The sequence below is a fragment of the Agreia pratensis genome (assembly GCF_900177685.1).
GTDB classification, from domain to species: domain Bacteria; phylum Actinomycetota; class Actinomycetes; order Actinomycetales; family Microbacteriaceae; genus Agreia; species Agreia pratensis.
Window position 1 is genome coordinate 168,876 of sequence record NZ_FXAY01000004.1, and the last position, 14,335, is coordinate 183,210.

Genomic DNA, 14,335 nt, shown 5'->3' on the forward strand with positions numbered 1-14,335 from the left:
GAGAGCGGTTGCAATCAGAGCACCGGGGTGGGGGACGAACGCCATGAGTGTGTCATCGAGTCCGTTGGGGCAGTTTCTCCGAGCGCGCCGCGAACTCGTGCAACCCGAAGACGTCGGACTGCCACGAGAAGCCGCCCGCCGAGTGCCGGGGTTGCGCCGAGAAGAGGTCGCGGCGCGCGCGGATATCAGTCCCGAGTATTACCTGCGCATAGAACAGGGGCGTGACAGGCGCCCCTCGGAGCAGGTCGTGCGTTCTCTCGCAAGGGCGCTGCTCCTCGATGACAACGGCTTGAGCTACCTCTCGCGGCTCGCACGACCGCGACCCTACCTCCGAGCGGTGCGCGCATCCACCGGGGTGAGTGACAGCGTGACCCGCCTTCTTGAGCGATGGAAGCAGACGCCGGCCGCTGTCACCGACGCCAATCTCGACGTGCTCGCCTCGAATACCATGGCTCGTCTGATCGCGCCGGGCGTGCTTGTGCCCGGCACGAATCTGCTCGAGGCGGCGTATGACGAGCTCACGATGACGACACTCATGCACGACGCGACGGGCCACGATCAGGGCGACGAGCAGATGATCCGTGAGTACATCGCTGCGCTGCGCTTCAACGGCGACCCTCACGATGCTCGACTTCAGGATGTCGTGGGTCGGCTTTCGACGAGGCACCTCTCGTTTCGGCGCATCTGGGCCGAGTACGACGCGAAACCACTGAGTGCCGGGGTGAGCACGATGCTCATCGAGCCCTTCGGTACGGTATCGCTCACGTGGCAGACCCTGGGCATCCCCCTGTCGCCGGGGCAGTTTCTCACGACGTACATGGCCGAGCCCGGATCCCGTGCTGCGGCTGTCCTCGACACGCTCTCGAGCTCAGCCTCGTCAGGCGGTGAGTCCCCGATGCGTCGACTGGAATCGGCGTTGGTACTCGGAGGGCGTGATCGTGAAGCGCGCGACGAACGAGCGTCGTAGCGCCACCGGGGTGGCGTAGCCCGAACGCGCCGCGGCATCGGCTACCGAGGCTCCGGAGTCCAGGAAGGAGACCGCGAGGTCGAGCCGCATCGACGTCACATACTCCATGGGTGACATACCGACCTCGTCGCGCATCACCCGGGTCAGATGCCGCGTACTCACGTTCGCGACCGACGCGAGAGAACCGACCGTGTATGGCCGGGATGGATCCTCGCTGATGTGGTCGGTGATGACCGTGATCACGGGAGTGCGTGGGGGAGGTCCCTGCAGCGCCGCGGAGAACTGCGACTGATTGCCGGAGCGCTTCATGTACACGAGCAGCAGTTGCGCTACCGAGCGGGCCACCTCGGGACCGTAGTCGAGTTCGAGCAGGCAGAGCGCGAGGTCGATTCCCGCGGCGACGCCAGCCGACGTGAAGACGTCTCCATCGTTCACGAAGATGGCCTCGGGTTGAACATCGACCTCGGGGTACGTCTCCGCGAGCAGAGACGTGAACTTCCAGTGCGTCGTCGCCGACTTTCCGGCCAGCAGGCCCGTGGCAGCGAGGCCGAACGCTCCGGTGCAGATGCCGGCGATCCGAGTGGATCGCGAGGCGAGCTCTGCGATCGATTCGAGCAGCAGGGGGTCGGCGAACACTGTTGCCGCCTTCTCTGTTCCGGGAACGATGAGGGTGTCGAGACGCCCCGCTTCCGCCACCGACGTCTGAACGCCCACCTGGATACCCATCGACGTCATCACGGGCTCGCCAGACCGTGAGATCGTGACGATCTCATAGCCGGTAGAGCGCTGATTGGCTTCGAAGAACACCTCGGCGGGCCCGGCGAAGTCGAGCATCTTGACGTCGTCGAACAGCAGGATGCCGATGCGAGGCAGTCGTGGGGCGCGGGGTGGCCGTATGGCTGGCATGGTGTCCTGACGTCTACGCGCGCTGCGGTTCTGGAGCGCTGGCTCTATTAAAGCGTAGTCTAATCAGACATTTGTTGGTTAGATCGCTATGCGGTACCCGCGCTTGATCACCGTCGACACGATTCCGGGTACCGGAAGCGACTGTCTCAGTCTGCTGATCGCCACGTCTGTCGCATGGTCATCTTGCATGTCGGGCTGCGCCGTCATGAGTTCTGCGCGTGACAGGACGGCACCCTCGGCACTCAGCAGCGCCCGAAACAGCGCGAGAGACAGCGGCGCGAGCACAGCCTCAGCGTCGCCGATGCGAACCAGTCTTCCGCGCAACTCGATTTCGCCGTGCCTGGTCGAGAGACGCTGGATTCGGTTCTCTTCGAGATGCTCGCAGACGAGCCGGATGAGCGCGCCCATGCGATACCGCGGTGGGATGATCGCTTCGATCCCTGCGGCCACCAATGGAGCAGCTGTGACGTGACCGACCGCAGCAGCGACGACAGGGCCCATAAAAGCTGTCTGCAGTGCGTCGAGACGGCCGGCTCCATCTGCTGCGGCGAACAGAGCCTCGACGGCCGGCGCGCTCGTGAAGGTGACGGCGTCGAGCGAGCCCGCGCAGATCGAATCGACGAGTCGGAGCACCCGCGAAGAGTCCGCCGGCAACGACCACCGGTAAGGAGCGACCGTCAGCACCGTTGCGCCGGAGTCACGGAGCCGCTGAAGCTGGCCCTCGTCAGTGAAACCGTGAAGCTGCACAGCCACGGTCTTGTCCTCGGCACCGTCTCGGAGCACATGGTCGACGAGGGACTTCGTGGTCTCCTCATCACTCATGCCGGAATCGTCGAGGCCGGCCGCGCGAACCGCTCCTCGCGCTTTGGGGCCGCGAACGAGGATCCTCGTGTGCGTCAGGGTCTCGCTCAGCTCGTGTCCGATTCCGGCAGCATCCGCAGCTTCGAACCAGCGCCGCACGCCATACGAGGTGGTGGCGAGCAGCACATCGGGTCGCGCGGCGATGATCGCGAGGGTGTCGGCGGTCAGCTCGGCATCATCTTCGGCTGCCGCGATCCGGATGGCGGGAGCATGCAGGACATCGGCGCCCCTGCGCTCGAACGCAGCGATCAAGTCTTCCGATCTGCGGTCGCTCGTCACGCCGATACGAAAGCCACGAAGCTGATCCGGGCGGAATGCTCTGACCAGGGCATCCGCGTCTGAGTCGGTCACAGGGCTCTTTCGTCAGTCGGTCGTCAGTTCGGCCGCGGCATCCTGAAGGAACGTAGCGGCCGTCACATCGAGTTGCTCGCTCAATCGTACGACCTCGCCGATCACCACAACGGCGGGCGAGCGCACACCGAGTCGCGAGGCGAGCGGCGCGATTTCGTCGAGGTCGGCGCGGGTCGTGCGCTGACCCGTCGAGAAGCCCTTCTCAACGATGGCCACAGGCATGGATGCCGACATCCCGGCGCGCATGAGGCCGGCCGTGAGGTGCGGCAGAGTTCCCACCCCCATCAGAACGACGATCGTTCCTCCGAGCCCGGCGAGGTGCAGCAGTTCGTTCTCGCTGAGTGGCACATGACCCGACACGACCGTGAAGAGCCTCGAGATCTCGCGATGAGTCACCGGAATGCCTGCCGCGCCGGGGACCGCGATCGCGCTGGTGACGCCCGAGACGACGGTCACGGGCACGCCCGCGCGGCTGCACGCGATGACCTCCTCCCCGCCTCGCCCGAACACGAACGGGTCGCCTCCCTTCAGCCGGACGACCGTCTTGCCGGCGAGTGCGGCCTCGACGAGTCGCTCCTGGATCTCGGTCTGATTGACGGCGTGGTGTCCCGGCGTCTTGCCTACATTGACCAGCTCGGCACCGGGTGCCCATTCGGCCAGGCGTGCGACGGGCCCCAGACGGTCGAAGAATACGACGTCCGCCTCGCGCAGGGCGGCGAGCGCGGCGACCGTGAGCAGCTGACCGTCGCCCGGACCTCCGCCGACGAGCGTCACTCGCCCGATGGGCAGCGTGGGACTCGGCGGCTCCGTGGTGAGCCAGATGCGCGCCTCGCGGGTCGCACGCTCCAATGCGTCGGTGGTCGACGAGTCGACACCGACGGAGACCACCAGGTCGACCGATGACACGAGGGTCTTCCATTCGAGCCGGTTCGAGGGCACGATGACGCGCACGACAGAGCTGACGGCTCGGGCGTCGCCCGGCTCGCCGTCATCGGCGAGATAGACCCGCGCACCGGATGCGACGCACCGCGCGATCGTGTGACGCGCCCGCCCGGCGTGCCCCACGACGAGAACGCGACGGCCCGCCAGGTTCACCGAGATCTCCATGGGCCTATTGTCCCCTTCGCACAGGTATCGACGGCCCCGAGACGAGAACCCGTTCCGCGGTCGCCGCCGCACGCTCTTCGGCGCGCGCGGGCCTCGGCTGGTCGCGTTCGGTGACCTGCACCACAGCCGGGTCCGGCGTTCGCGGTGCGTTCACGAACGAACGGAAGCGGCGGAGGCGTTCCGGGTCGTTGAGAGTCGCCGCCCATTCGTCTTCGTAGTTGCCCACATGCTGCGCCATGGCGGCCTCGAGTTCCTCGGCGAGTCCGAGGGAGTCGTTGCAGACGACGTCGCGCACGTGGTCGAGACCGCCGGGCAGCTCCTCCTGCCAGCGCGCCGTTCGCTGCAGCCGATCGGCCGTGCGGATGTAGTACATCAGGTAGCGGTCGATGTAGGCGATAAGCGTCTTGTCGTCGAGATCCTGAGCGAGCAGCAGCGCGTGCGCCGGCTGATACCCGCCATTGCCGCCCACGTAGAGATTCCATCCCTGCTCGGTGGCGATGATGCCGATGTCCTTGCTGCGGGCCTCCGCGCATTCGCGGGCGCAGCCGGAGACGCCGAGTTTGAACTTGTGCGGCGACCGCAACCCGCGATAACGCAACTCGAGTTCGATGGCCATCGCCACGGCATCCTGCACCCCGAACCGGCACCAGGTGGAGCCCACGCACGACTTCACGGTGCGGAGGGATTTGCCGTAAGCCTGACCGGACTCGAAGCCCGCGTCGACGAGGATCCTCCAGATGTCGGGAAGCTGCTCGAGGCGGGCGCCGAACATGTCTATGCGCAGGCCGCCCGTGAGTTTCGTATAGAGGTTGAACTGCTCGGCCACCTCGGCAATCACCTTCAGCTTCGCGGGGGTGATCTCTCCTCCGGGAATACGAGGCACCACGGAGTACGTGCCGTCTTTCTGCATATTCGCCAGTGCTCGGTCGTTCGTGTCCTGCAGGGCACCGCTGCCCGAGTCGAGGATGTACTTCGACGTCTGCGTCGCCAGGATCGAGGCCATCACCGGCTTGCACACGTCGCAGCCCAGACCGCGACCGAAGTGCTGCATGATCTGCTCGTAGCTGGTGAGCTGAAGAATGCGCACGGCCTCGAACAGCTCGCTGCGGCTGAGGTCGACGTGTTCGCACAGCGCCTTCGAGACCTCGATGCCGGCCTTGGATAGTTCGGTCTCGAGAATCTTCTTGACCAGAGGAACGCACGATCCGCACTGCGTGCCGGCCCGCGTGCAGGTCTTGAGCGGGCCGAGTTCGGTGCAGGCCTCGCCATGGTCGCCGCGGATGGCGCCACGCACAGCGCCGACCGACACGTTGTTGCACGAGCACAGCTGAACGTCGTCGGGCAGCTCGGCGCTCGCGGGAGCCTCGACGCCTGCTGCTGACAGGTAGGCGCTCGGCTCCGCCGGAAGCTCTCGACCGAGGAGCGGCCTGAGAGCGGTGTAGGGCGCCGCGTCTCCGACGAAGATGCCGCCGAGCAACGTCTTGGCGTCGTTCGAGACGACGATCTTCTGGTACATGCCGCGGGCCGGATCGGCGTACACGACCTCGAGTGCGCCCTCGGATGCCCCGAGCGCATCGCCGAAGCTCGCCACCTCGACGCCCGACAGCTTGAGTTTGGTGGCGTCGTCGATTCCCGGAAAACTCGCCTCGCCTTGATGGATGCGGTCGGCGACGACCTCGGCCATGGCATTCGCCGGGGCGACGAGGCCCACACAGACACCGCCGACGCTCGCGACCTCGCCGATCGCCCAGACGCCGTCGTGCGATGAGCTGCAATCGTCGCCGATGACGATGCCGCCCCGTGCGCCGATCGCAAGCCCTGCGGCCCGGGCGAGTTCGTCGCGGGGAGTGATTCCGATCGAGAAGACCACCAGGTCGGCGCTGATCGCCCGCCCGTCGGTCAGCTCCACGCCGAGCACGCGGCCGGACGGACCGGTGAGCACCTGAGTCGGACGGTTGCCGAGCGCGAGTGTCACTCCCTGTGCCTCGATCAGTCGACCGAGGGCCTGGCCGGCCCCCTCGTCGAGCTGGGCCGACATCAGCCACCGGCCGGAGTGCACGATCGTTGCTCGGGCGCCGAGTCGCTGGAGGCCGCCCGCGGCCTCGAGCCCGAGGAGGCCTCCGCCGACCACGACCACGTGTGCGGGGCGACCGAGCTGTGCGGCCAGCCGTGCGGACTCTGCGACGAGGAAGTCCACGTCTTCGAGGGTGCGGTACACGTAGCCTTGCGACGCGCCGGGGATGGGAGGCACCGTCGCCGCCGACCCCGTCGCGAACACCAGATCGTCGTAGGGCACGGTGCTGCCGTCTGCGAGTTCGACGGAACGTTCTTCGAGGTCGACCCGGCTGGCAGCGACCCCGCCTCGATAGGTGATGCCCGGCGAATTCCAGAGTTCTCTATCGCCGAGGGTCAGGTCCTCCGACGAGACGAGGCGGCGCGAGAGGGCCACGCGGTCATAGGGGAGATGGATCTCCTCACCGAGCACGGTCACGGTCACATCGCGCGAGCCCTCCTGTGCCCGCCGCGAGTGCATCGACTCGGCGAACCGGTGCGCGGCGGGGCCGCCGCCGATGACGACCACCCGGTGGGGTGGTTCGCCAGAGAAGTTCGGGCTCGTCATGGCTGTGCCTTCCACGTGCGTCGTCAGGGGATGCTCGAAGCCTAGGTAGCGCCGATTTCCCGACGATTGCGCCCACGTAACAGTGTGTGACGGGCGCCTCACCTCGTGCCGGGGCCACGGAGAGGTCTTTGTTACGTAACTGTCATGGCGGCGGTCAGAGGGGGAAATCTGCGGCACCTAGTTTGGGTGCATTCCCTTATGCGACCGCGTCAGAAAGGCTCTCTTCATGACGACCTGGACTCCCGTCTGCCGTCTCGATGACCTCGAAGTGCTCTGGGGTGAGGCGGTGCTCGTCGACGGCGAGCAGTTCGCGCTTTTCCGTCTGCCCGGCGACCGCCTCCACGCCGTCTCGAACGAGGATCCGGCCACGGGCTCGCAGGTTCTATCGCGCGGCATCGTCGGCTCGAAAGGTGACAGGGTCACCATCGCGTCGCCGCTGCACAAGCAGATCTATGACCTCGAGACGGGGGAGTGCTACAGCGCACCGGAGTACCGGTTGCCCGTCGTCGGAGTTCGTGTTGTCGACGGCATCGTCGAGATCGACGCACGGCTCGACCGCGCCACGAACGGTGTGGCCGCGTGACGATCGCACCACCTGTTCTGCTGGCGGCATCCCACGGAACGAGCGATCCGGCGGGTCGCCGGGCCGTCGCATCCCTCGTCTCGGCGGTCGCGGAAAGGCGACGCGACCTCACGGTCGTGGGCGCGTTCGTCGACGTGCAGCAACCCGATGTGCCGACAGCGCTCGAGACGCTCGCCGACGGCACGCCCGCGGTGATCGTGCCGCTGTTGCTGTCGAGCGGGTACCATGTGCACGTCGACCTCGCGGAAGCCGCAGACGAGGCCACCCGATCGTCTCCGCCAAGACCGGTCGTCGTGACCTCGGCCCTCGGCCCGGATGCGCGTCTCGCGCGAATTCTCGCCCAGAGGTTGGCGGCGGCCGGCATCAGAGACGAAGACAGCGTGGTGCTGGCGGCGGCGGGATCGAGCGACTCCGGCGCGGTCGAGGACTGTCGGGTCATGGGGGCGCTGCTCGCAGCCGAGCTGGGCAGGCCCGTCACCGTGGGATTCCTCTCGGCCGCTGAACCGCGGCTCGAGCAGGCTGTCGAGCGTGCGCGCACCGAGTCGCCCGACAGGCGCGTGGTCATCGCGAGCTACCTGCTCGCTCCCGGATACTTCCAGTCCCTCGTGTACCGAGCAGGCGGCGACGTGGTGACCGACCCTCTGCTGATCGACGGGCAGGCTCCGCCGTGGGAGTTGGTCGACGTTGTCATCGACCGCTTCGTGCGCCTATGTGACGAGCGTGTTACGGAGGCCTATCAGGGCGGCCGCACCAATGCGACGACCTGGTGACCGAACGGTAATGCCCCTGGCCGTCGGCTGAAACACCGCGTGGCTAGCGTCGATTTCGACAGCTCGTCGGCTCGCACTATCGACCATCGGAGAACGTCTTGACCCACACCGAAACACCCTCCGCACCGCTCGTCACCGACACGCAGACGGCTCCCGGGCTCGTCACTCGCCCCGGCCGCTGGATCGACAACTGGAATGCGGAGGACCCCGCCCAATGGGAAGGAGGGGGAAAGCAGATCGCGGCCCGCAACCTCAGATGGTCGATCTTCGCCGAGTTCCTCGGATTCGTGATCTGGCAACTCTGGAGCATCGTCGTCGTCTCGCTCCCCGCCGTCGGCTTCACCTTCGACACGGGCCAGATCTTCTGGCTGATCTCGATCCCCAGCCTCGTCGGCGCGACCCTCCGCTTTCCCTACAGCTTTATGGTGCCGAAGTTCGGTGGCAGGAATTGGACGATCATCTCGGCCGGTCTGCTCCTGATTCCGGCCACGGGACTGGCGATCTGCGTCGGACATCCCGAAACCCCCTTCGGCGTGATGCTGGCCATCGCCGCGCTCGCGGGCCTCGGTGGCGGCAACTTCGCCAGTTCGATGTCGAACATCACCTACTTCTATCCGCAGAGCAAGAAGGGGTGGGCGCTCGGCCTCAACGCAGCCGGCGGAAACCTCGGAGCATCGGTCGCTCAGCTCGTGGTGCCCATCGCCATCACGATCGGTGCGGCTGCGACCCTCAACCTGCCTCTTGCCGGGTGGATCTGGATTCCCTTCATTCTTCTCGCCATGTGGGGCGCCTACCGCCACATGGACAACCTCTCGAGCGCCAAGGCCGACTTCAGCGCGTCGATCGCCGCCCTCCGGGAGCCGCACCTGTGGATCCTCGCGCTGCTGTACATCGGCACATTCGGTTCGTTCATCGGGTTCGCCAGTGTGTTCCCCAAGCTCATCGCCGACCAGTTCCCCGACTTCTCGACCTTCGCTGTCGGGTCGGCATCGATCTCGCTCGCCTTTCTCGGCGCCCTCGTCGGGTCTCTCTCTCGGCCTTACGGAGGACGGCTCGCCGACCGGTTCGGCGGAGCGCGAGTCACTATGGCGGCGTTCGCCGTCATGGCCATCGGAGCCCTGGCGGTGACCTGGACGATCGGCATGAACAACTTCTGGATCTTCCTCGGCTGCTTCCTCCTGCTCTTCGTCGCGGGCGGCGTCGGCAACGGCTCCACGTATCGCATGATCCCGAGCGTCTTCGCAGCCCGGTCGGGTGTGGCGGATGCGGCGACGGACTCCGGAGACGTGTCAACGCAGCGCAAGACCGCTGCGTCGCTCGGCCTCATCTCCGCCATCGGCGCATATGGCGGCTTCGTCATCCCGCAGATGTTGGGCTTCTCGAAGACGTCGACGGGCGACTACACCAGCGCCTTGAACATGTTCGTCGTCGCCTACGTCGTGCTGATGATCGTGACGGGGCTCGTCTATCTGCGCCGAGGCTCCGCGTTCAGCGGCCAACGCATCTGACTCCCACGACCGAACGAAGGACCTCCCCAGAATGACGACCCGTGACGCCCGCACGCACTGCCCGTACTGCGCGCTGCAATGCGCCATGACTCTGTCACCGTCGGTCGCGGTCGGCGCATCCCTGGATGTAGGGGGTCGAGAGTTCCCGACGAATCGTGGCGGCCTGTGCAAAAAGGGGTGGACGTCGGCCGAGCTCATCGATTCTCCGCAGCGGATCACGTCGCCGCTGATGCGCGATTCCCGTGGCGAACTCGTGCCCGTGTCGTGGGAGGAGGCCCTCGATGCGGTGGCGGGCGCGGTGCGTCGCAGCAGAGCGGAGCACGGGGCCGACTCGGTCGCGGTGTTCGGCGGAGGCGGCCTCACGAACGAGAAGGCCTACCAGCTGGGCAAGTTCGCCCGGGTCGCTCTCGGAACGTCGCGAATCGACTACAACGGGCGATTCTGCATGTCGTCGGCGGCGGCGGCGGGAAACAGGGCATTCGGGCTCGACCGCGGGCTTCCCTTTCCTCTCGAGGACCTCGATAGTGCATCGACAATCATGATGCTCGGCTCGAACGTCGCCGAGACCATGCCGCCCTTCATCGGGCACCTCGCCGCTGCGCGAGAGGCCGGCGGACTCATCGTGGTCGACCCGCGCCGGTCGCCGACCGCACGCCTCACCGACGATGGCGGAGGCATGCATGTGCAGCCGACTCCGGGGAGCGATCTCATCCTGCTCCTCGGCCTCACCCATATCGTCATCGCGGAGGGACTGCACGATCTCGAGTATCTCGAGCGCCGAACGACCGGATTCGAGAGGGTTCGCCGGAGCGTCAGCTCCTGGTGGCCCGAGAGAGTGCAGTCTCAGACCGGAGTCCCCGTGCATCAACTGCGCGCGATCGCGCGGCGACTGGCGCAGGGCCAGGGCACCTACATCCTCACGGGCAGGGGAGTGGAGCAGCACGCCGACGGCACCGACACCGCGACGGCCGCCATCAATCTCAGCCTCGTGCTCGGACTCGTCGGAAGCGCGAACGGGGGTTACGGCACGCTGACCGGGCAGGGCAACGGCCAGGGTGGTCGAGAACACGGCCAGAAGAGCGATCAGCTCCCGGGGTATAGAAAGATCACCGATGCCCGGGCCCGAGCGCATGTCGCGTCGGTCTGGGGAGTCGAGCCTGCGTCGCTCCCGGGACCGGGCGTTCCCGCCGTGGAACTCCTGCAGTCGCTCGGGGCGGAGAACGGTGTGCGTTGTCTGCTCGTGCACGGTTCGAACGTCGTCGTGTCTGCCCCCGATGTCGCCGCTGTTCGCGCCGGCCTCGCTCGACTCGAGCTGCTCGTCGTCTGCGACTTCTTTCTCAGCGAGACCGGTGCGCTGGCCGACGTCGTTCTGCCCGTCACCCAGTGGGCAGAGGAGGAGGGCACGATGACGAACCTCGAGGGTCGAGTACTTAGGCGACGCAAGGCCATCGATCCTCCGGCGGGCGTGCGCAGCGAACTGTGGATCCTCAGCGAGCTCGCCCATCGGCTCGGCTCGGCCGGCGAGTTCAGTACCGAAGCGCGAAGCGTTTTCGACGAGCTGTGCCGGGCGTCCGAGGGAGGGCTGGCCGATTACTCCGGACTCAGCTACGACGCGCTCGACGATGACTCGGCGCCCGCCTATTGGCCGTTTCCGCGTGGATCGTCGGGAACGCCGCGGCTCTTCGCCGACGGCTTCGCCCACGGCGACCGTCTGGCGCGACTCGTGGCCGTGAAGGCCGTCGAGCGTCATCCGGCAGCTCAGAAAGACGGCGTCGTCACGCTCATCACCGGTCGCCTGCTCGAGCACTATCAATCGGGAGCGCAGACGCGACGCGTACCCGAGCTGCTCGCCGCCAAACCGGAGGCCCGGATGCAGATCCACCCGGCCACGGCCGAGCTGCTCGGCATCGACGACGGATCTCGGGTGCAGTTGAGCCGAGGTGAGGCGGACGTGCACTGCCGTGCCGAACTGAGCCTCGAGATCCGGCCAGACACGGTCTTTCTGCCTTTCCATTTCGGCGGTGAACAGAGCGCCAACCTCCTCACCGAGCAGGTGACGGATCCGATCTCGGGCATGCCCGAGTTCAAGCGCACGACCGTTCGCATCCGCTCGCTCGACACAGCATCCGTACCGGAGGTCGTCCATGCCTGAATCACCATTGCGCGTCGTCGTGATCGGGTACGGACCCGTGGGAGCACGCCTTGTCGACGAGCTGCTGCCGGCCGTCTCTGCGGGACTCATCGAGCTTACGGTGGTCGGTGCCGAGGCCGATGCCGCCTACAACCGAGTGCTCATCGCCGAGCTCGCCATGGGTCGCGCCGAGCGGGAAACCCTCGATGTGACAGACCCAGAGGAGGCGATCGCGGCCGGTGTCTCGGTGCGCACCGGAGTATGCGCCGTGTCGATCGAGCGCACCCGACGCACGGTCACTCTCAGCGACGGGTCTGTGATCGGGTACGACAGGATCGTGCTCGCGACGGGAGCCCGAGCGAACGTGCCCACGCTCGCCGGGGTCACCCGGCTGCGCTACGACTATCGACGTCCCGCAGACGATGCGCGGCTGCTCGACTCCGCCGAGGCCCCTCTGCCGCGCGGGGTCACCGCGCTTCGTGACCTCGCCGATGCCGATACGGTGGCCCGCGCGGTGGGCCTCGGCCAGAAGATTCTTGTGCTCGGGGCCGGGGTGCTCGGAATGGAGCTGGCCCTGGCGGCAGCCGAGGCCGGGGCGGAGGTGGGGGTCGTCTACCACGGAGAGATTCCTATGGCGCGTCAGCTCGACCGCGGCGCCGGCCTGCTGCTCGCGAGGGGTGCCCGGCATTCGGCGGTGAGCATGATCTCGCATTCGCCGGCAGAGAGCGTCATCTTCCGTCAGGATTCCGACGGGGTCGACCGCTTCGACGCACTCGTGTGCGCCGATGGCAAGCAGATCTTCGCGGATCTGCTTGTGCTCAGCTGCGGCGTCGGCGCCCGAAGCGAACTCGCGCGGCTCGCCGGCCTCGACGTGGCCACGGGCATCCTGGTCGACGAGAACCTCACGAGCTGGTCAGACGAGCGCATTCACGCCATCGGCGACTGCGCGCAGATCGCAGCCAGGCCCCGCATCGGCGATTCGCAGGCTCCTCCTCGGGGCGCGCCCTCCGGGCTGATAGGGCCCGGATGGCGTCAGGCCGACTGGCTCGCCCGCGCCTTGATCGCCGTTGCGAGCGGAGTCGAGAAGCCGGCGCCTCTCGAAGCCGACCGCAGCGCGGTGGTCATGCTGAAGGCATCCGGAATCGACGTCGTCGCCGTAGGCGATGTCTCGAGAGACCCCCTCGACGATCTCGCCGATGACGTTCACGGCACTGCCGCCGCCCACACCAGCGGATGCCTCCACGAACCGCCGAGGAGGGTGTCGAGTTGGATGGACGCGGAGCACGGCCGCTACGTGAAGATGATCACACGCGGAGGGGTTCTCGAGGCGCTCGTCTGCGTGGGTATGCCCCGCGCGGCTGCGGAGCTGACATTGCTCTTCGAGCGGCGCAGCGAGTTGCCGACAGATCGCTCGGTGTTGCTGAGACACGACGGCCCGGACTTCGATGACGCCTCGGCAGGCGATGCCTTCGCCGAGGATGCGACGGTGTGCTGGTGCAACGCCGTCACCGTCGGGGCGATCACCTCGGCGGCGGAGGCCGGGAACTCCACCGTGACCTGCATCGGCAAGGCGACGCGAGCGGGCACCGGATGCGGTGGCTGCAAAGAGCGCATCGGGCAGGTTCTCGAACGCGCCGCCGTGCTCACGACATAGGCCGCGGCCGTCGTCAGGCGGACAGCACCTCGTCGATCTGCCCCATGGCCAGCGTCATGCCCTCCTCCATGCCCATCTCAACCATCTTCTCGAGCTGTTCGAGGCTCACGAATCGACTCAGCGTGGTCATGCGTGTCTTGTCGCCGATCGATTCGAGCGTCACCGTCGCCTTGACGGGCTCGATCGAGTCGTCGGGTTTGCCGTTCTCGTCTGCGAAACCGTCGTCGAATTCGAGGTGCGTCGGGGCGTCGACCGCGGTGACCAACCACCACCCGCCCGCCTTCGTGCCATCTGGTCCTGTCATGAAATACGACGAACGCGATCCGACAGAGAGGTCGTGCCGAGTGAACGTGGCGGGCCACGTGGGTGGACCCCACCAGCGTTCGAGCTGGCGCGGGTCCTCCCAGACCTGCCAGACCCGGTCGACGTCTGCCGCGAACTCGGCGACGAACGTGAGGGTGAGCGCGTCGGTGTCCTTCTCAACGCTGATGACGGTCATGACTTCTCCTTGTGGGTGTCTTCGACGAGGATCTTGTCGATTCGGAGGGCGCGCTGCGCCCAGATCTGCTCGTAGGCCTGCAGCAACGCCGCCGCGCGGCCGATCGTGTCTATGCGACCGCGCACGAGCTGCTCGCGGCCGCGCCGTTCCTTCGTGACGAGAAGAGCGCGTTCGAGTACCTGCACATGCTTCTGCACGGCGGCGAAGCTCATGTCATAGTGCTCGGCGAGCGAGGTCACCGAGTGGCTGGCTGTGATCACTCGGCTCACGATGTCGCGCCTCGTCGCATCTGCCAGAGCCTGGAAGATGCGATCGATCCCGGTTTCCGTCGACTGATCTACAACCATTTGGTTGTACTTTACCGCCTATGCGTCACCG

At 66.7% G+C, this 14,335-nt stretch carries 12 protein-coding genes; 6 read left to right on the plus strand and 6 right to left on the minus strand.

Annotation, left to right across the window (positions count from 1 at the left end; translation table 11 throughout):
* Positions 1-43: 43 nt before the first annotated feature.
* Entirely contained in the window at positions 44-967 is a 924-nt protein-coding gene (locus B9Y86_RS12925) for a helix-turn-helix transcriptional regulator (RefSeq protein ID WP_176223357.1), read from the plus strand.
* Here B9Y86_RS12925 and B9Y86_RS12930 read toward each other — a convergent pair.
* From B9Y86_RS12930 to nirB, 4 genes are all read right to left on the minus strand, one after another.
* Positions 878-1,873, minus strand: coding sequence for a GlxA family transcriptional regulator (locus B9Y86_RS12930; protein WP_085486694.1), 996 nt, complete (start codon positions 1,871-1,873; stop codon positions 878-880). The two genes, B9Y86_RS12925 and B9Y86_RS12930, sit on opposite strands and share 90 nt — an antisense overlap.
* 78 nt (positions 1,874-1,951) lie before the next feature.
* Complete coding sequence (locus tag B9Y86_RS12935) at positions 1,952-3,085, minus strand: uroporphyrinogen-III synthase (RefSeq protein WP_085486696.1); 1,134 nt, start codon at positions 3,083-3,085, stop codon at positions 1,952-1,954.
* Between the two features lie 12 nt (positions 3,086-3,097).
* Positions 3,098-4,192, minus strand: a complete 1,095-nt coding sequence (cobA, locus tag B9Y86_RS12940; RefSeq protein ID WP_085486698.1) for a uroporphyrinogen-III C-methyltransferase — start codon at positions 4,190-4,192, stop codon at positions 3,098-3,100.
* Positions 4,193-4,196: 4 nt separating this feature from the next.
* The gene (gene nirB / locus B9Y86_RS12945; RefSeq protein WP_085486700.1) at positions 4,197-6,812 is read right to left on the minus strand and encodes a nitrite reductase large subunit NirB; all 2,616 of its coding nucleotides are present in this window, start codon (positions 6,810-6,812) and stop codon (positions 4,197-4,199) included.
* Positions 6,813-7,038: 226 nt separating this feature from the next.
* Between nirB and nirD the strand changes: the two genes are divergently transcribed.
* The 5 genes from nirD to B9Y86_RS12970 all read left to right on the plus strand — a co-directional run bounded on the left by nirD (position 7,039) and on the right by B9Y86_RS12970 (position 13,458).
* Positions 7,039-7,395 (plus strand): nitrite reductase small subunit NirD, encoded by a 357-nt coding sequence (gene nirD / locus B9Y86_RS12950; RefSeq protein WP_085486702.1) that lies wholly within the window; start codon positions 7,039-7,041, stop codon positions 7,393-7,395.
* Complete coding sequence (locus B9Y86_RS12955) at positions 7,392-8,165, plus strand: sirohydrochlorin chelatase (protein WP_085486704.1); 774 nt, start codon at positions 7,392-7,394, stop codon at positions 8,163-8,165. Before nirD ends, B9Y86_RS12955 begins: the two co-directional genes overlap by 4 nt.
* Before the next feature lie 98 nt (positions 8,166-8,263).
* Positions 8,264-9,673 carry an MFS transporter gene (locus tag B9Y86_RS12960; RefSeq protein ID WP_085486706.1) on the plus strand — a complete coding sequence of 470 codons (1,410 nt, stop codon included), beginning with the start codon at positions 8,264-8,266 and terminating at the stop codon, positions 9,671-9,673.
* 31 nt (positions 9,674-9,704) lie between these two features.
* Entirely contained in the window at positions 9,705-11,825 is a 2,121-nt protein-coding gene (locus tag B9Y86_RS12965) for a molybdopterin oxidoreductase family protein (protein ID WP_085486708.1), read from the plus strand.
* Positions 11,818-13,458 carry an FAD-dependent oxidoreductase gene (locus B9Y86_RS12970; protein WP_085486710.1) on the plus strand — a complete coding sequence of 547 codons (1,641 nt, stop codon included), beginning with the start codon at positions 11,818-11,820 and terminating at the stop codon, positions 13,456-13,458. Before B9Y86_RS12965 ends, B9Y86_RS12970 begins: the two co-directional genes overlap by 8 nt.
* A 13-nt stretch (positions 13,459-13,471) precedes the next feature.
* On the opposite strand, the gene B9Y86_RS12975 is transcribed toward B9Y86_RS12970, so the two are convergent.
* Entirely contained in the window at positions 13,472-13,957 is a 486-nt protein-coding gene (locus tag B9Y86_RS12975; RefSeq protein ID WP_085486712.1) for an SRPBCC family protein, read from the minus strand.
* Positions 13,954-14,304 carry an ArsR/SmtB family transcription factor gene (locus B9Y86_RS12980; protein WP_085486714.1) on the minus strand — a complete coding sequence of 117 codons (351 nt, stop codon included), beginning with the start codon at positions 14,302-14,304 and terminating at the stop codon, positions 13,954-13,956. The genes B9Y86_RS12975 and B9Y86_RS12980 overlap by 4 nt, the downstream gene beginning before the upstream one ends.
* Positions 14,305-14,335: the final 31 nt, after the last annotated feature.